The organism is Allosalinactinospora lopnorensis (assembly GCF_000981225.1).
GTDB classification, from domain to species: Bacteria; Actinomycetota; Actinomycetes; order Streptosporangiales; family Streptosporangiaceae; genus Allosalinactinospora; species Allosalinactinospora lopnorensis.
On record NZ_LAJC01000065.1, the window covers coordinates 16,726 to 33,819 of the forward strand.

General features: G+C 71.2%; 13 protein-coding genes and 1 pseudogene. 6 read left to right on the forward strand and 8 right to left on the reverse strand.

The genetic code is table 11. From position 1 onward, the window contains the following. Window positions 1-2 precede the first annotated feature (2 nt). Window positions 3-950, reverse strand: coding sequence for a LysR family transcriptional regulator (locus VS93_RS20385; protein WP_046471499.1), 948 nt, complete (start codon window positions 948-950; stop codon window positions 3-5). Window positions 951-1,084: 134 nt separating this feature from the next. Here VS93_RS20385 and VS93_RS20390 point away from each other — a divergent pair, with 134 nt between their 5' ends. Then, on the forward strand, window positions 1,085-2,383 hold the full coding sequence (locus tag VS93_RS20390; RefSeq protein WP_046471500.1) for a pyridoxal phosphate-dependent aminotransferase: 1,299 nt from the start codon (window positions 1,085-1,087) through the stop codon (window positions 2,381-2,383). Window positions 2,384-2,460: 77 nt separating this feature from the next. Here the strand turns inward: VS93_RS20390 and VS93_RS20395 are convergent, their stop codons facing one another. Beyond that, window positions 2,461-3,648, reverse strand: a complete 1,188-nt coding sequence (locus VS93_RS20395) for a glycosyltransferase family 4 protein (protein WP_046471501.1) — start codon at window positions 3,646-3,648, stop codon at window positions 2,461-2,463. A gap of 200 nt (window positions 3,649-3,848) precedes the next feature. Between VS93_RS20395 and VS93_RS20400 the strand changes: the two genes are divergently transcribed. Together VS93_RS20400 and VS93_RS20405 are read left to right on the forward strand one after the other, a co-directional pair. Continuing rightward, a complete protein-coding gene (locus VS93_RS20400; RefSeq protein WP_046471502.1) occupies window positions 3,849-4,100 on the forward strand; it encodes a DUF6457 domain-containing protein in 252 nt (83 codons plus the stop codon). Between the two features lie 213 nt (window positions 4,101-4,313). Then, window positions 4,314-5,732 (forward strand): alanine/glycine:cation symporter family protein, encoded by a 1,419-nt coding sequence (locus VS93_RS20405; protein ID WP_046471503.1) that lies wholly within the window; start codon window positions 4,314-4,316, stop codon window positions 5,730-5,732. Window positions 5,733-5,834: 102 nt separating this feature from the next. Here VS93_RS20405 and thiD read toward each other — a convergent pair whose 3' ends face one another. The 4 genes and pseudogenes from thiD to VS93_RS20425 form a co-directional block, all read right to left on the reverse strand. Next, window positions 5,835-6,656 carry a bifunctional hydroxymethylpyrimidine kinase/phosphomethylpyrimidine kinase gene (thiD, locus tag VS93_RS20410; protein WP_046471504.1) on the reverse strand — a complete coding sequence of 274 codons (822 nt, stop codon included), beginning with the start codon at window positions 6,654-6,656 and terminating at the stop codon, window positions 5,835-5,837. Between the two features lie 98 nt (window positions 6,657-6,754). Beyond that, window positions 6,755-7,719, reverse strand: a pseudogene (locus VS93_RS20415) (DUF368 domain-containing protein). Window positions 7,720-7,938: 219 nt separating this feature from the next. After that, complete coding sequence (locus VS93_RS20420; RefSeq protein WP_052745892.1) at window positions 7,939-9,447, reverse strand: serine/threonine-protein kinase; 1,509 nt, start codon at window positions 9,445-9,447, stop codon at window positions 7,939-7,941. A gap of 79 nt (window positions 9,448-9,526) precedes the next feature. Beyond that, a complete protein-coding gene (locus VS93_RS20425) occupies window positions 9,527-11,188 on the reverse strand; it encodes an acyl-CoA synthetase (protein WP_046471505.1) in 1,662 nt (553 codons plus the stop codon). Window positions 11,189-11,526: 338 nt separating this feature from the next. Here VS93_RS20425 and rocD point away from each other — a divergent pair, with 338 nt between their 5' ends. Next, complete coding sequence (gene rocD / locus VS93_RS20430) at window positions 11,527-12,804, forward strand: ornithine--oxo-acid transaminase (protein WP_046471506.1); 1,278 nt, start codon at window positions 11,527-11,529, stop codon at window positions 12,802-12,804. Between the two features lie 132 nt (window positions 12,805-12,936). Here rocD and VS93_RS20435 read toward each other — a convergent pair whose 3' ends face one another. Beyond that, a complete protein-coding gene (locus VS93_RS20435) occupies window positions 12,937-14,040 on the reverse strand; it encodes an SGNH/GDSL hydrolase family protein (RefSeq protein ID WP_046471507.1) in 1,104 nt (367 codons plus the stop codon). A 116-nt stretch (window positions 14,041-14,156) separates the two neighbouring features. Further along, the gene (locus tag VS93_RS20440) at window positions 14,157-15,326 is read right to left on the reverse strand and encodes an 8-amino-7-oxononanoate synthase (protein WP_046471508.1); all 1,170 of its coding nucleotides are present in this window, start codon (window positions 15,324-15,326) and stop codon (window positions 14,157-14,159) included. A gap of 279 nt (window positions 15,327-15,605) precedes the next feature. Between VS93_RS20440 and VS93_RS20445 the strand changes: the two genes are divergently transcribed. Next, a complete protein-coding gene (locus VS93_RS20445) occupies window positions 15,606-16,967 on the forward strand; it encodes an adenosylmethionine--8-amino-7-oxononanoate transaminase (protein ID WP_082127062.1) in 1,362 nt (453 codons plus the stop codon). Then, the coding region (locus tag VS93_RS33510; protein ID WP_046471509.1) for an AAA family ATPase at window positions 16,964-17,094 on the forward strand (131 nt) is incomplete at its 3' end. The genes VS93_RS20445 and VS93_RS33510, both read left to right, overlap by 4 nt.

Consider the following 17,094-nt stretch of genomic DNA (forward strand, 5'->3'; position numbering starts at 1 on the left):
GCTCATGTGACCGGAGCTTTCTCCAGGGCGGCACCGAGAGAGCGGCGCACGTCGGCGGCCGCGGTCTCGATGGCGCGCATGGTCACGTCGATCGCCGGGCGCTGCACACTGGTGGCCCGGACGACGGCGTAGACGTCCCGGGAGGGGGCGTCTTCGGGCAGCCGGCGGAAGGCCAGGCCGGTCGTCCCCCCGTTCAGCGCGAGAGCGGGGACCGCGGCGATGCCGATGCCGCGGGAGACCAGGCTGAGGATGGTGCCGAGCCCTTCGAACTCCCAGGCCGCGGCGGGCGCACCGCCGACGTCGGCGAGCAGCCGGTCGGTACCGAAGCGGGAGGGTTCGCCCTGCGGGGCCGCGATCCACGCCTCGTCCAGCAGCCGGTGCAGTTCCACGGGCCGTTCCGGGTCGGCCAGGCGGTGGTCCTCGGGCACCGCGAGCACCATGGGGTCGTGCAGCAGGTGGACGTGCCGCAGCGTGCCCGCGCTGCTATCGGGCGCGCGGCCGGACCAGTCGTCCACCAGGGCGATGTCGACCTCGCCGGTGGCGACCTGGCGCGAGCCGGTGCTCTGCATCGTCTGGCGCAGCACCAGCTGCATGCCCTCGTGCCTGCGCAGGCTCTCCGCCAGCCGGGGTGCGAAGGCCACGGCGGCGGTGGGGAAGGCGGTCACCGTGACCCGACCGAGGGCGACATCGGTCTGGGCGGCCAGTACCGATTCGGCGGCCTCCACCATCGCCAGGATCTGCTCGGCGTGTTCGGCCAGGAGCCGGCCGGAGTCCGTCAGCTCGGCACTGCGGGCGGTACGGTCCAGCAGTGGCGTTCCCGCCTCGCGTTCCAGGGTGGCCAACTGCTGGGAGATCGCCGAAGGGGTGTAACCGAGCGCCTGAGCCGTGGCCGCGATCGTGCCCTGATCACGGAATTCTTTGAGGATCTGTAACCGCAGCAGGTCAAGCATAAGGCCACCTTACGCTATCCATCGAAAAGACTCGCTTGTACTGATGGATGGAACGGGGCAGGCTGAAGGGCAACCGGTCGGCGGAGTCCGGCCGGTGGTTCCCGAGACCCGGACGATGCGGAGTTGAAAACCACATGTCTGTCACTGTGTCCGCAACCCTCGCTGTCAACGAAGCGTTGGCCGAGAAGCGGCGCCAGGGGCTCCCCGTTCTCCCCCTGGGGTTCGGTGAGGCCGGTCTGCCCGTGCACCCCGGAATGCGGGATGCCCTGGCGTTGGGAGGTGACAGAAACGCCTACGGGCCCGTCGCTGGTACGTCCGAGCTCCGTACAGCGGCGGCCGGCTACTGGGAACGCCGCGGGTTGCCGACCGACCCTGATCTGGTGGTCTCCGGACCGGGCAGCAAGCCGTTGCTCTACAGCCTACTGCTGAGTATCGGCGGCGACACCGCTATCGCCGCGCCGAGCTGGGTGAGCTATGCGGCGCAGGCCCAGCTCGCCGGGCACCGCCCCCTGCTGATCCCCACGGCACCCGCTCAGGGGGGCGCTCCCCAGCCCGACCTGCTCGCGGCTACCGTATCCGCGGCGCGTGCCGAGGGGCGCGACGTCCGCAGCGTCATCGTCACCCTTCCCGACAACCCCACCGGGACCGTCGCCTCGCGCTGCACGATGCAGCGGCTCGCCGAAGTGGCGCGCGAGCTCGACCTGTTCATCATCTCCGACGAGATCTACCGCGATCTCGTCTACGACCCCGGGACGGTCGTGCACAGTCCCGCGGAGTTCGCACCCGAGCGCACTGTGATCTCCACCGGGCTCAGCAAGAACCTGGCGCTCGGCGGCTGGCGGCTCGGTGTCACACGGCTGCCCGACAGCGAGCTCGGCCACCGGCTCCGCGACGACCTGCTCGGTGTGGTCAGCGAGATCTGGTCCAGCCCCGCTGCGCCCATCCAGCAGGCCGCCGTCCACGCCTTCGAGGAGCCCGCCGAGCTCGTCGATCACATCGCGCGCAGCCGCAGGCTGCACGGGCTGGTCGCGCGTGCGGTCACCGACCGGTTCGTGGCCGCCGGCGCGATGGTGGTGGCCCCGCAGGCGGCCTTCTACCTCTACCCGGACTTCGAGGGGTGGCGCGGCCGCCTCGCCGCTGACCACGACGTCACCACCGGCCCGGAACTCGCCGCGTTCCTGCTGGACGAGTACGGCATGGGCGTGCTTCCGGCGGTGGAGTTCGGCGAGAGCGAGGACGCGCTGCGGGTGCGCGTCGCCACCAGCCTTCTCTACGGCGAGACCGAGGCGCAGCGCTACGCCGCGCTCGCCGCGGACGACCCCACGGCGCTGCCCTGGATCCGCGCCCACCTCGACCGGCTCAGCGAGGTACTGGCCGACGTCACCGTCGGTGCCGGACAGGCGAGCCTGCTCTCCCGCGCCCGGCTGAACTGACGGAGGCGAAGGACAGGACCGGTCAGCGCGGAAGGGCCGGTCCCGCCCTCCGCCAACGCAGGCCACGTTAGCGGGTTTCATGCCCGCGGTCGCGCGTGGGGCACCAGTGCGTGGCTCGGGGCGATCACCGATCGGTAGTGGCCGATGAGCTGATCGCCGATGACCTCCCAGCCGCGCCCCTCGACGGTCTCCCGAGCGGCGGCCGCCATGCGCGCCCGCAGGGCCGCGTTGTGGATCAGCCGGCCGGCGGCGACCCGCAGCTCCCGCGCCGAGTCCGGGGTGTACAGCAGGCCGTTGTGCTCCGGGAACACCAGGTCCAGCGGTCCGCCCGACGCGGGGGCCACCACGGGCACACCGGAGGCCAGCGCCTCCTGCACCGCCTGACAGAACGTCTCGTCGGCGCCGGTGTGCACGAAGACGTCCAGCGACGCGTAGATCCGGGACAGCTCCTCCCCTGTGCGCTGGCCGAGAAACTCCGCTCCGGGGATTCTCCTGCGCAGCCGGGCGCGGTCGGGACCGTCGCCCACGATCACCACCCGCACCCCGCGTAGCCGCGCGACGTGGGCGAGCAGGTCGACGCGCTTGTCGCGTGCCAGTCGGCCGACGAAGCCGACGATGGCCTCGCCGTTGCGGGCCAGGCTCTGCCGCAGCCCCTCGTCTCGGTGGCGCGGGTGGAAACGCTCGCCGTCCACTCCGCGCTGCCACAGGCTCAGCCGGGGCAGACCGTGGTCGGCGAGCGTTTGCAGGGTCGCCGACGACGGCACCAGGGTGCGGTCCACGGCGGCGTGCAGGCGGCGCAGGAACGGCCAGAGCGCGTCGCCGCCCGGGATGCCGTAGCGGCCGGCGAAACCGGGCAGGTCGGTCTGGTAGACGGCCACGGTCGGCAGCGCCCAGCGGCGGGCCGCCTCCACCGCGGCCTGTCCCAGTAGAACAGGGGAGGCCAGGTGCACCACGTCGGGCTCGAAAGCGCGCAACGCAGCGGTGACGAGGCGCCGCGCGGGCAACCCGAGCGCGAACTCGCGGTACCCCGGAAGCGGGACGCCGGGCAGGCGCACCACCGGGAAACCCGCGTACGAGGACGGGCCCGCCCCCGGAGCGAGGACCAGGGCCCGGTGGTCCCGGGCAGCGAGGTGCTCGGCGATTCGGCAGACCGAGTTGGTGACGCCGTTGACCTGCGGCAGGAATGACTCGGTCACGATCGCCACGCGCAGTGGCGCGGCGGGGTCGTGGGCGGAGGACGGGGAAGACGCGGATACGGGGGACATGACGTTCTCCCAACGTCGGGGGGCTCCTGGCACGCACGCTAGGCCGGCTGTGTTAATCCGCCCGGACCTGCGGTGAACGCCTGGTCGACGATCTCCTGCCCACGGTGCGACGTTCCGGTGCCGCGTCGGGACGCCCGTGTCGCGGCGATCCGCTATAAGCTCGCGAGCCAGCGCCGCTTTGAGAAGTGAGGAGACCTCCGGTGACCCTTGTCGAATGGGCGGAACAGGTCTGCGCCGAACTAGAGCTCTCCGAGCAGATCGGCAAGGCCGACGTCGACCGCGTGCTCAGTCTGGCCAAGGACGCCGCGCACTCGGTCGCTCGCCCCGCTGCCCCGCTGACCACCTACCTGCTCGGTATCGCCGTCGGTCGGGGGGCCGACCCCGCTGAGGCGGCCGCCGCGTTGAGCAGGCTCTCGCTGGAGCAGGCGTCGGGCCCGGCGGACGACGGCTGATCCTTCGGATCCTTACCGGTCACCCGCCCCGCAGGTGCAACCAGTGTGAGGAGTAAACGTGACGTGTACGTAACGAAGCGGTGCGAACCTGCCGGTGCGCCGCGCCCCGCTGACGTCCACGGTGCGTGAGACCGTCATCGCCCCGGCGGTGCCACAAGCGATCTGGGGATGGCGGAACGCGTCCCCCATATCCAATCGATAGGGAGTCCGCTCATGGAGCAACTCCAGGACATGTTGACCCTGGTTTCAGAAACCATCTGGAGCGAGTATGTTCTGATTCCGCTGCTGCTGATCACCGGCCTGTTCCTGACGATCCGGCTGCGCCTGCTGCAGTTCCACAAGCTGTTCCACGCGCTGTGGTTGGCGCTGATCCGGCGCAAGGAGCACACCGACGTCGAAGGCGACATCTCGCACTACCAGGCGCTGAGCACGGCACTCGCCGCCACGGTCGGTGTCGGCAACATCGCCGGGGCCGGGCTGGCGATCGGCATCGGCGGCCCCGGCGCGCTGTTCTGGATGTGGATGACCGGTCTGGTCGGGATGGCCACCAAGTACAGCGAGGCGCTGCTCGGGGTGAAGTACCGGCAGAGGGACAGCGTCGGCAAGCAGAGCGGCGGCCCGATGTTCTACCTCCGGAACGGCCTGCCCGGCGGCCTGGGAATGACGCTGGGTGTGCTCTTCGCCGTGTTCGGGGCGATCGCCGCGTTCGGCATCGGCAACGGCACCCAGGCCAACACCGTCTCCCAGCAGCTGGAGAGCGTGTGGAACGTCCCGACGTGGGTGGCCGGCGTCGGGATGGTCATCCTCGCCGGAGCGGTCATCATCGGCGGCATCAAGAGCATCGGCCGGGTCGCCGCCGGGATCGTCCCGGTGATGATCCTGCTCTACATCGCGATCACGCTGCTCGTCCTGCTGGTGCATGTCGGCGACCTCCCCGCGGCGTTCGCGCTCGTGTTCACCGACGCCTTCACGGGAACGGCGCCGGTCGGCGGGTTCGCCGGTTCCACGGTGCTCATCGCGATACAGATGGGCGTCGCGCGCGGCATCTTCTCCAACGAGTCCGGCCTGGGCACCGGGGCGATCGCCGCCGCAGCGGCCAAGACCGACCAGCCCGTGCGCCAGGCCATGGTCTCGATGACCCAGACCTTCATCGACACCCTGGTCGTCGTCACCATGACCTGCATGGTCATTATCGTCACCGGTGTCTGGGAAGTGGAGGACGCCGAGGACGGCTCGCTGCTGACGTCGCAGGCGCTGACAGAAGGACTGAGCGCCATCTCGCCCGGGATCGCCCCGATCGGCGGCTACGCCGTGGCGCTCGCGGTCGCGGTCTTCGCCTTCACCACGATCCTCGGCTGGTCCTACTACGGCGACCGCTGCATCGACTTCCTCTTCGGCCACCGGGGCGTCGTTCCGTACCGGGTGCTGTTCGTCGCGGTGATCTTCGTGGGCGCCACGTCCGAACTGGAGCTCGTCTGGCTCTTCAGCGACATCGCCAACGGCCTGATGGCGCTGCCCAACCTGGTCGGGCTGCTGCTGCTGTCGCCGGTGGTCGTCGCGGAGACCAAGCGCTACTTCGCCAACCCCGACTGGAAGAACCCCGACGTCAAGGTCGTCGACGTTCGGGACTGACCCGCCGGGTCCGAGTGAACAGGGGCCGCCCCGCTGATCGAGCGGGGCGGCCCCTCTGTATTCCGGTCCGCCGGCCGGTTCCGCGGTCCGGGCCGGCGCCGGTCAGTCGTCCAGCGGAGCACCCCACCAGGCGTGGAAGTGGTGGACCGGGCCCTTGCCGCGGCCGACGTCCAGGTCGTCGGCGTAGCGCAGCGACTTGGTCAGGTACTCCTTGGCGTCGCGCACGGCCTCGTAGAAGTCGCGGCGCTGCGGGCGCAGCGCCGCGATGGCCGACGACAGGGTGCAGCCGGTGCCGTGCGTGTTCTTGGTGGGCAGGCGCTCGGCGGAGAACGCCTGAGGGGAAGAGCCCGGCTCCACGAGCAGATCGGTGCTGCTCTGCCCGCTGAGGTGGCCGCCCTTGAGCAGCACCCGCTTGGCGCCCGCGTCGAGCAGGCGGCCGGCCTGCGTCCGCATCGCCGACAGACCGTGCACCTCCTCCTCGCGGAGCAGTTCGGCGGCTTCCGGAAGGTTCGGGGTGATGAGGTCGGCGCGCGGCAGCAGCTCGTCGCGGACCGCGTCGATCGCCTCGGCCGGCAGGAGCCGGTCGCCGCTCTTGGCCACCATCACGGGGTCGAGGACCACGTTCTGCAGCCCGTAGCCGTCGATGGCCTCGGCCACCGCGCCGATGACCTCGGTGCCGCCCAGCATGCCGATCTTGACCGCGTCCACGCGGACGTCGGACAGCAGCGTGTCGAGCTGGGCGCTGACGAACTCCGGCGGAACCGCGTGCACGCCCGTCACTCCGGTCGTGGACTGGGCGGTGAGAGCGGTGATCACGCACATCCCGTAGCCGCCGAGCGCGGAGAATGTCTTGACGTCGGCCTGGATCCCGGCCCCTCCGCTGGGATCGCTCCCGGCGATGGACAGGATGTTGTAAACGGTCAACGGCGGTCCTTCGTTAGTACGACCCGGGTCAGGTCCAACGAGGCGGGCGCGCGCCCGGGTTCTGCTGCTCCCGGCGCCCCTCGTCCCTCACCAGGCTCTCACGTTCCCTTGACCGCGTCCGTCCCGGCGCGGGGGTGGTGGTCCCGCGTCTCGGAGGCCGCGGCGGCGTCGCGGCGCGTCCGGATGCGCCGCTCGACCAACAGCACCACGGCGACGATGGCGAAGCCCAGGACCGCGAGCCCAGTCGTAACCGGAATGTCGCCGGCGGGGGCGGAAACGTTACGGTCCTCGTCCTGCCACGGCCACAGCGCGCGCAGCGACCCGGCCATCAGGCCGGTCAGCACGACCAGGGTCAGGTGGTGGTAGTGCTCCAGCAGCCACTGCAGCAGCTTGACGAAAAACGCCAGTCCGATGACCGCGCCCGCGAAGAACGTCGCGAGGTAGCCGAGATCGCGGGTGTTCAGAGCGTCCATTGTGACCGTGTACAGGCCCAGGGTGAGCAGGATGAACGAGCCGGACACCCCCGGGAGCACCAGCGCGCAGATGGCGACGGCGGCGGCTGCCATGACGATCAGCGGGTTCGGGTCGACGTGCGCCGGCGGCAGACCGGTGAGCAGGAAGGCCACAACGGCGGCACCGAGCGCCAGGAGGTAGTGCCCACCTTTCCAGGTGCGGCCCGCGCCGGAGTAGGGCACCCACAGGGAGGCCAGAACCAGGCCGAAGAAGAACGCGTAGGCCCGCTGCTGCTCCTCCTCCACCACGGGGGCGAGGAGTTTGGCGGCGATCAGCGCCGCGATGACCATGCCGACCAGCACAGCGAAGATGGCGCCCCAATCCGCCTTGCGGAGCTCGGCGGCGGCGCGCGCGCCACCGTGGCCGCGCGGCAGGTCCGCGGCCGCGATGCGCAGGCCGCTGAGCACATGGCCGGCGGAGGTGATGAGCGTCTCGTAGATGCCGACGATCAGGCGACCGTGCCGCCGCTGACGCCGGGGACCACTTCGGCGGTGCCGATGAGAGCGCCGCGGAAGCCGTTGAAGAGGTGGGTGCCGACTGTCTTAGCCATGTCTCGTATTTCGTCTGTGGAGGTCAGCTGCGGGAGGAGGTCACGCTGCGGGTGGGACTGCCCAGCGAGGCCGTGACGCTGCCAAGTCTAGGGGCGGCTGGTGCGGTGGGGCCACGGGCGTTCCGGCGTACCCGGGCGGCCCCGCCGGGGGACGGCGGGCGGTCAGTCGGATCGGTGCAGGGAGTCCAGTGCGACGTCCCGGGTCTCGGAACTGGCCTCTCAGCGTTCGGGGCCGGTGGCGAAGACGAGCACGGCGGTCTCTCCCTCCGGGGAGTGCACGAGCAGCTCGACGAGCATCATCGGCGTGCCGTTCTCGCCGGTCTCGTACATCCACTGGGCGGCGTCGCCGTCGGGATGCTCGACCTCCTCCAGCTTGATGCCGCGGAAGCCCGGTCCCTCGGACCTGTGCCGCTCCTGGACCTCGAAGTGCTCAACGGGTGTGGCGCCGTTGAGGTCGAGATTTCCGATGCGGATGTGGTCCGTCTGGTCGCGGGAGGAGATCACGGTCTCTGCCCCGGTCTCCTCGACGCTCCACGCCTCGGGGATCGCGATGCTGAACCCGTCGTGCTCGTATTCGACGAAACCCTCGGGGATCCGCCCGGGATCGGTCCGCGCCGGATTGGCGTGGTCGGCCGGGCCGCTGGTCTGGCCCGCGGGGGCATGCGTGGGTTCGTCGTCATCGATCAGCACGTTCGACAGGTACTCCACCAGCAGCGGGGCCAGGATGAGGGTGGTCAGGCCGGCGACGAGCGAGATCAGTATCCGGACCCACCCCTTCCGCCCCAGTGTCCCGACACGGGAAGCGCGCATCGCCGTCTTCGGGCCGGGGGGAAGCGGGACGTTCGGGCCGGTCGCCATCGCGGTGGGAACGGCCCCGACGTCGAGCTGGGTGGGAGTGGGATCCTCGGCGCCGGAGCCGGCGATGACGTTGGCCAGGGCCGTCTCCAGCGCGGGACCGCCGAGCCGGTGTTCGGGGTCGGCCTGCAGCATTCCGTAGATGACCGGGCGGAGGGAGCCGGCGCGCACCGCGGGATCGGGCAGCTCCTGCAGGGCGGCGGTGAGCCGTTCGGCGTTGGAGGTGCGTTCGAAGGCGGCGTGCCCCTCGACCGTGAAGTAGAGGGTGGCACCCAGCGACCAGACATCGGCGGCCGGAGTCATGTCCCCGGTGCGCAGGCGTTCCGGGGCGATGTATCCGGGCGAACCGGGCAGCTTCCCGGTGAGGGTGATCTTGTCCTCCGAGTCGGAGACCGCGATGCCGAAGTCGGAGAGCATCGCCCGGCCGTCGGGCAGCACGAGCACGTTGCCGGGTTTGATGTCGCGGTGCAGGACCCCGCCCTGGTGCGCGGCGGTCAGCGCCGCGAAGAGCTGCCGGCCGATCTCGGCGGTGCTCCGGGGCGAGAGCGGCCCGTCCTCCCATACCACCCGGTCCAGTACCCGGCCGTCGACCAGTTCCATGACGATCCACGGACGCCCGTCCTCACGCAGGACGTCATGGATGGTGACGATTCCGGGGTGGGTACTCAGACCGGCGCAGATGCGGGCCTCGCGCATGGTGCGGGCCAGGAGCTCCTCGCGCTTGTCGTGGTCGAGATCGCGTGAGACCCGTACTTCCTTGATCGCGACTTGGCGGTGCAGCAGTTCGTCCTCGGCGCGCCACACTGTGCCGATGCCGCCTTGGCCTATCGGCTCGACGAGCCGATAGCGCTGGGAGAGAAGACGGGAGGCCATGCTGACAGACCATAGCGCCAGGGGCGTGTCCGCGCATCGCGGGATATCGCGCGCTTGTAACCACTCGGTCGCGTTCGTGTCAGCAGGAGCGGCGGACGACCGCCTTGGCCCACCGGTAGTCCTGCTTGCCGACCGCCGTGCGGCGGATCCGGTCGACAACGTGGAACGTGCGCGGAACCTTGAAGCCGGCGAGCCTGACCCGGCAGTAGTCCCGGAGCTGCTCGTCGTCGGGGCGGTGGCCCGGTGCGGGCGCCACGACGGCGGAGACCTGCTGGCCGAGCCGGTCGTCCGGGGCGGGGACGACGATGGTGTCATCGATATCGGGATGTGATCTGAGCACCGACTCGACCTCTTCGGGATAGACCTTCTCCCCGCCGGTGTTGATCACCGCCGCCCCCCGGCCCAGCAGCTCGACGGAACCGTCTTCGGCGACCATCCCGTAGTCGCCCGACATCGCCCAGCGCCGCCCTTCGGCGTCGCGGGGGAACGTGCGCGCGGTCTTCTCCGGATCGTTGTAGTAGCCGAGCGGGATGCGGCCGGTGCGGGCGATGCGCCCGATCCGGTCCGACCCCGGCGGCAGCGGGCGCAGCTCCTCGTCCAGTACCGCCACGCTGGCCCCCATGGTGAAGCGGGGGGTGTCGCGGCCGTCGCGTCCGCCCCCGGAAGCGCCGCACACACCGGTCTCGGTGCCCCCGTAGTTGTCATTGAGTGCGATTCCCGGCCGCCATGCGCGCCACAGTTCGCGAACGGCAGGGGTCAGCGGGGTGCCGCCGGAGGTGACAGTGCCCAGACTGGGGCACCGCTGGGGGGTGGCGAGCAGCCGCTGGGCGAGCGGGCGCGCCATCGCGTCCCCGACCAGTTGCAGCGTATGGACCTTCTCACGCTCGGCCAGGGCGATGATGTGCTCGGCGTCGAAGGCGCGGCGGGTGCTGAGCACCACCGTCTTGCCGCTGAAGAGCATGCTCATGGCGTTCCACTGGCCCGCGGCGTGCATCAGCGGACCCAGCACCAGTATCCGCCGCGGGGAGCGGGTGCGGGCCCGCTCGCCCAGGTCGGCGGGGAAGGAGGCGCGCGGAACCCCGGGGCGGCGGCCCTCCAGCGCGACGCGGAAGATGTCCTCCTGGCGCCACATGACCCCTTTGGGGTCACCGGTCGTTCCGCCGGTGTAGAGCAGGTACAGGTCGTCACCGCTGTTCCGCGGCAGTTCGGGGGCGGACTCGGCGCCGGCCTGGACCAGCGCGCTCTCGTAGCCGACGCCCGGCAAAGGCGTGTCGGGCAGGCCGTCGTCGAGGAGGATGACGTGCCGGAGCCTCGGCAGCTCCGGGCGGATCTCGGCGATTCGGCCGGTCAGGGAGCGCTCGGCGATCAGCGCGACCGCGTCGGCGTCGCTGAGGACGTACCGCAGCTCGCGCGCGACATAGCGGTAGTTGACGTTCACCGGTACGGCGCCGGCGCGCAGCACCCCGAACGCCGACTCCAGCCATTCGGTCCGGTTGAAGGAGAGGACGGCGACGTGTTCGCCCGGCCTGATGCCGGACGAGCGCAGGTGGCGTGCCAGAAGCGTTACGCGGGCGTCGAGTTCGGCGTAGCTCAGCCGGCGCTCGCCCGCGATCACCGCGGTCCGCTCGGGGACCGCCTTGGCCACCGCTCCCAGGAGTCCGGCGAGGGTGAATTCGTCAGCGGCGGGCTCGTCCGGCGCGAACACGGCGGGGGCCACCGCTGGTCCTGACTTCGCGATCATACCGCTCCCACAGTAAGCATGCGTTCCCGTTTACCCTCGACGTTCGATCTTGCAGACATGGGCCAGATCACGTGGAGGCGGGGGTGGGGAAACGCCTGGGCGCGGGCGGTGCGCGGCCGCGCGGGCGGGGCTCACCGCGTCCGGCGTGCCGGTGGTGGAGGGGATTCCGTTGCAGGTCAGTTGGCCGATAATGAGACGGGGGTCCCGATGCCGGTGCTTGTGCTTTCCGCCGGCATCTGTTCTCCTTCTGGAGGCCCCGGCGCGGGCGCTTTTGTGCGTTATCCGAGCCGGGTATCCAAAGATCGAACAACGATCAAAGGTGATCGGAGGACAACTGGATGAGCGACACCCGCGGTCTGGGCAGGCGCGAGACAGGCGGAGACCCCGCCGCTCCCGCCATCTCCACCACCGACCACATCGGTCTGGCCGAGACGCACTCGGCGCACAACTACAACCCCCTTCCCGTCGTCATCGCCGAGGGGGAGGGAGCCTGGGTCACCGACGTCGAGGGGCGCCGCTACCTCGACTGCCTGGCCGGCTACTCGGCGATCAATTTCGGCCACCGGAACCCCGAGCTGCTCGCGGCAGCGCACCGCCAACTGGAGCGCGTGACGCTCACCAGCCGGGCCTTCTACAACGACCAGTTCGCGCCGTTCGTCACCTCGCTCGCCGACATGGTCGGCAAGGACCAGGTGCTGCCGATGAACACCGGGGCCGAAGCGGTCGAGACCGCGATCAAGGTCGCCCGGAGATGGGCCTACGAGGTCAAGGGGGTCCCCGACGGGGACGCCACCATCATCGTGGCGGGCGGCAACTTCCACGGCCGGACCACCACCATCATCTCCTTCTCTCAGGACCCCGACGCCTACGGCGGTTTTGGACCCTATACCCCCGGGTTCCGGGTCGTCCCCTTCGGGGATGCCGACGCCGTCGAGGACGCGGTCGACTCCACCGCCGCCGCCGTGCTCGTCGAGCCCGTCCAAGGCGAGGCGGGCGTGATCGTCCCCGAACCGGACTACCTGCCGCGCCTCCGGGAGATCTGCGACCGGGAGCGGGCGCTGCTCATCGCCGACGAAGTGCAGTCGGGGCTCGGCCGCACCGGCACCGTCGTGGCGTGCGAGCACACGGGTGTCGAACCCGACGCCTACCTGTTCGGCAAGGCGCTGGGCGGGGGCGTCCTCCCCGTATCGGCGATGGTCGCCGACGAGGAGGTGCTGGGCGTCATCAAACCCGGACAGCACGGCAGCACCTTCGGCGGGAACGCCCTCGCGGGGGCCATGGGGCGCACCGTTGTGCGGATGCTGCGCGAGGGGCCCTACCTGGAGAACGCTCGGACCCTCGGGGAGATCCTGCGCACCCGGCTCAAGGAGTTCGTGGGTGGCGGCGTCCTGTCCGCGCGCACCATCGGCCTGTGGGCGGGAATCGACGTCGACCCCTCCCTGGCGACCGGACGCGACCTGTGCGAACGCCTCGCTGAGCGAGGCGTACTGGTCAAGGACACGCACGGCTCCACGATCCGGCTGTCGCCGCCCCTGGTCGTCTCCGAGGAGGATCTCAACTGGGGACTCGACCAGTTGGGTGCCGTCCTCGCCGACCTCAGGGCGGGCGCGGCGTAACCCCGCTCCGTCCGAGATGCCGCCTGTGAGGCGGTGAGAGAACGGAGGCCGCGCCTGTCGCGGCCCCTCGCGCCCGCGGTCTCCGTTCCGCCGAAGGCGCCCTCCGGGAAGACCCGTTCCGCCGGGCGGCGCCTACTCGAACTCGGAGGCGAGGACCTCGGGGTTCGCGCTCTCCACGAGTGCGCGGGTCGCGTACAGGGGCCGCTCGGGTCCGTCCTCGAGCTGCTGCTGCACCCGGTCGCCGACCGCCGTCTGGCCGTCGGCGTTCGGGTGGAAGGTGCTGCGGTCGACCGTGACCCCGTTCCTGAGGTCGCGCCAGACCACACCGTTGATCCAGGCCTCCTCGGCGCTGATCTCGTGGCCGTTCAGCGCCGTGTAGACCTCCACGAACTCCACGCTCCCGGTCTCGTCGTCGCCGACGATGTCCGCGTCGGCCTCGGCCACGGTGTCCTTGAGCTGCTTGTTGAACCGCTGGGTCATCTCGTTCAGCCACAGCTGGTCGTTGGTGGTCAGCGTGTAGTACATGCTCTGGGGTTCCACGGGGAACAGCCGCGGGTAGCCGGTCACGATGATACGGGCGTCGGGCGCGCGGCCGCGGATCTCCGCCAGCAGCTCCTCGAAGGTCTCCTCGAAGGTGTCCATGCGCTCGGAGAGGTCGTCCTCCTGGCCGACGCAGGCGCTGCTCTCCAGGAGCGGAACCCGGACCATGCAGGTCTGCAGGACCGAACTGAACCCGAGATCGTTGCCGCCGACGCCGATGGTGACCAGGGAGGTGTACCGGGTGACCTGTTCGACCTGGGCGTCACCGGAGCCGAGGGACTCGAGCATGGCGCTGCCCTTCCTGCCGCTGCAGGCGAAGAAGCCCAGCTCTCCGGCGAAGTCGTTCTCCTCCACGATCTTCTCCGGGTAGGCGTTGGACGAGCGCCAGCAGCCGCCGTCTCCGACGGTGTCCGGTATGTAGTCGCCCGCACCGTCGCCGGCGGCGTAGGAGTCGCCCAGCGCGACGTAGTTGCCCCACGTGGCGGCCTCCTCCGGGGGCATTCGCAGCAGCCGGCCGGAGGCGTCGGGCTCCGCGCCGCGCGGCCCCGGACACCCCGCCTCGGTCAGGTCGCACCACGCGTCGAGAACCCCGTCGCGGGTGGGAGGGACGACGAGGGCGACGAGGAGGACCATGACGAGGGTGGCGGCTGCGGTGCCCAGAATCAGTGTCCGCCTGCTGAAGTCTGGTATGCGCACGGTCCCGGTCTGCCTCTCGATCGCTCTCTCTCCGTGAAGACGGCCTGCCCACCGGTCAGGGTACCTCTATTGGAAGAAGCCTTCGGAGGCCCGAAACGACCGCCTTTCCCCTCTTGTCAGAAGGAGCCGGCCGCGGCGGGGCGGGTGGTATGGATCACATCCAGGACGCGGTCGATGTCGGCGTCGCTCAGGTCCGCCCGGGCGGTCAGGCGCAGCCGCGAGCGGCCGTCGGGCACGGACGGCGGGCGGAAGCAGCCGACCCGGACCCCGTTGCTGCGGCACCGGTCCGCCCAGGCAACGGCGTCATCGGGGGAGGGGGCCAGTACGGAGACGACGGCCGAGTCCGGTTCGCTGGCCCGCAGCCCGCGTGCGGTGAACCCGGAGGCGAGCCGGTGGGCGACCGCGCGCACACGTTCGGCGCGCTGCGGCTCATCCCGCACGAGCCGCAGCGCCGCGAGCGCAGCCCCGGCCGCGGCCGGGGCCAGCCCCGTGTCGAAGATGAAGGATCTGGCGGTCTCGACCAGGTGGCGGATGACCCGTCGCGGACCGAGTACCGCTCCCCCTTGGGCGCCCAGCGCTTTGGAGAGCGTCACCGAGACGGTGATGTCGCCGGCGCCGCGCAGGCCGGCCTCGCTCAGCGCGCCCCGTCCGCCGTTTCCGACCACGCCGAGACCGTGCGCGTCGTCGAGCAGCAGCGCAGCGTTGTTCCCCCGGCAGAGCCGGGAGAGCCCGGCCACATCGGTGAGGTCCCCGTCCACCGAGAACACCGTGTCGCTGACGAGGAGGCGCCGCGGCTCCGCCGCTCGTGCCAGGGCGTCCTTTGCGGCGGCGGGGTCGGCGTGGTCGAAGAGGGACACGCGGGCGCCGGCGGCCTTGGCCAGCCGGGTGGCGTCGATCAGCGAGGCGTGGTTGTGACGGTCGCAGACCAGGTGCGCGCCGGAGCCTGAGAGCGCCGTGACCATCCCGAGGTTGGCGGCGTAGCCGGAGGAGAACACCAGTGCCGCCTCGGCGCCGTAGAAGGAGGCGAGTTCGCGCTCAAGCTCACCGTGGAGTGTGGTGTCACCGGTGACCAGCCGGGAGCCGGTGGAGCCCGCGCCCCACCGCAGTGCGGCGTCGGCGGCCGCCCGGACCACCTCAGGGTGCCGGGCGAGGCCGAGGTAGTCGTTTCCGGCCAGGTCGAGCAGGTCCTCATCAGGGGATCGGGGCCGCACTCGGCGTGTCAGGCCGGCCTCCGCCCTCTCCCGAGCCGCTGCCTCCAGCCACCCGAACGGATCCGAGGTCTTCATGACATACCTTCCACGCGGACGTGCGGCCCCGCTCGGGAGGGACACCCCGGGAGGTGGCCTCCCCCCGAGGCGCCCCCGCGGTGCCGCCACGGCGCCGTTGACGTGGCGGCGGCACCGCGGGCCCGGGGGGAGGGGCCCGCGTGCCGTTCCGGGGAGCCGGGACGACTCTCACACAGCGGCGGCGAAGGCGTCACGAGCCGGAAGCCACAAAGATCCGCCCCGCTTTTCTGGCGGAAGACGCATACGGGGCCGCCTCCCGAATTGGCACCATGAAGTGCTATGACGCTATGGGCGACCAGAGGCTCCGGAACGGAAGGGGCGCAACCGGGCGGTTCCGCCCCCGCGGCCTGGGTGCGCGAGGTGGACCGCGAGCACGTCTGGCACCCCTACGCCGCCATCCCGCCGGCCGAGGCTCCCTATGTGGTCACCGGGGCGCGCGGGACCCGGCTGCGCCTGGCCGGTGCCGACGGAGCGGAGCACGAGGCCGTGGACGCGATGTCGTCCTGGTGGTCGGCGATCCACGGCTATGCCCACCCGGTCCTCGACGCCGCCGTCCGCTCCCAGCTCGACCGGTTCGGCCATGTCATGTTCGGCGGCCTGACCCACGAGCCCGCGGCACGCATCGCCGCCGACTTGGTCGAGCTCACCCCCGAACCGCTGCGGCACGTGTTCCTCGCCGACTCCGGCTCGGTCTCGGTCGAGGTGGCGCTCAAGATGTGCCTGCAGTACTGGCGCTCGCGGGGCCGCCCGCGCAAGCGCCGGGTGCTGACCTGGCGCGGCGGGTACCACGGGGACACCTTCCACGCCATGTCGGTGTGCGATCCCGACGGCGGCATGCACGCGCTGTGGGGCGACGTCCTGCCCCGGCAGATCTTCGCCGACGCGCCGCCCTCCGGCTGCGCCGCCGGGACCGACCCCGACTACATCGCCCACCTCGACGAGCTGGTCGGGGCGCACGCCGACGAGGTCGCCGCTGTGATCGTCGAGCCGGTGGTGCAGGGCGCCGGAGGGATGCGTTTCCACGATCCCGGCTACCTGAGGGCGCTGCGCGAGATCACCGACCGGCACGACGTGCTGCTGGTCTTCGACGAGATCGCCACCGGGTTCGGCCGCACCGGCGAGCTGTTCGCCGCGGAGCACGCCGGCGTCGCCCCCGACGTGATGTGCCTGGGCAAGGCGCTCACCGGGGGATACCTCAGCCTGGCGGCGGCGCTGTGCACGAGCCGGGTGGCGGAGGGCATCGCCGGCGGGGAGGTGCCGGTGCTCGCGCACGGCCCCACGTTCATGGGCAACCCGCTGGCCTGCGCGGTGGCCGCCGCCTCCGTCGGGCTGTTGCGGGAGGGGGACTGGCGTTCCGATGTCGCCCGGGTCGAGTCCGGGCTGCGCGGCGGCCTGGCCCCCGCACGGGAGTTGCCCGGGGTGCGCGACGTGCGGGTGCTCGGTGCGATCGGGGTGATCGAGCTCGACCGGCCGGTGGACATGCGCCCGGCGACCAGGGCGGCCCTGGAGGCCGGGGTGTGGTTGCGGCCGTTCCGCACCATGGTGTACGCGATGCCGCCCTACATCTGCGACGACGCCGAGGTAGCCCGGATCGCCGAGGGGATGGTCGCGGCGGCGCGGGCGTCGCTGGAGCAGACGTGAGGGTTCTCATCGTCACGGGAACCGGCACCGGGGTCGGCAAGACCGTCGCCACCGCGGCGATCGCCGCGGTGGCGGCCGGGCGCGGCGAGCGCGTGGCGGTGCTCAAACCGGCGCAGACGGGGGTGGG

Bases quoted from the DNA above. Each gene is read 5' to 3' on its own strand.
- VS93_RS20390 (WP_046471500.1), top strand. From the start codon at position 1,085: ATGTCTGTCACTGTGTCCGCAACCCTCGCTGTCAACGAAGCGTTGGCC.
- VS93_RS20395 (WP_046471501.1), bottom strand. From the start codon at position 3,648: ATGTCCCCCGTATCCGCGTCTTCCCCGTCCTCCGCCCACGACCCCGCC.
- VS93_RS20425 (WP_046471505.1), bottom strand. From the start codon at position 11,188: ATGATCGCGAAGTCAGGACCAGCGGTGGCCCCCGCCGTGTTCGCGCCG.
- VS93_RS20445 (WP_082127062.1), top strand. From the start codon at position 15,606: ATGACGCTATGGGCGACCAGAGGCTCCGGAACGGAAGGGGCGCAACCG.
- VS93_RS20385 (WP_046471499.1), bottom strand. From the start codon at position 950: ATGCTTGACCTGCTGCGGTTACAGATCCTCAAAGAATTCCGTGATCAG.
- VS93_RS20405 (WP_046471503.1), top strand. From the start codon at position 4,314: ATGGAGCAACTCCAGGACATGTTGACCCTGGTTTCAGAAACCATCTGG.
- rocD (WP_046471506.1), top strand. From the start codon at position 11,527: ATGAGCGACACCCGCGGTCTGGGCAGGCGCGAGACAGGCGGAGACCCC.
- VS93_RS20440 (WP_046471508.1), bottom strand. From the start codon at position 15,326: ATGAAGACCTCGGATCCGTTCGGGTGGCTGGAGGCAGCGGCTCGGGAG.
- VS93_RS20420 (WP_052745892.1), bottom strand. From the start codon at position 9,447: ATGGCCTCCCGTCTTCTCTCCCAGCGCTATCGGCTCGTCGAGCCGATA.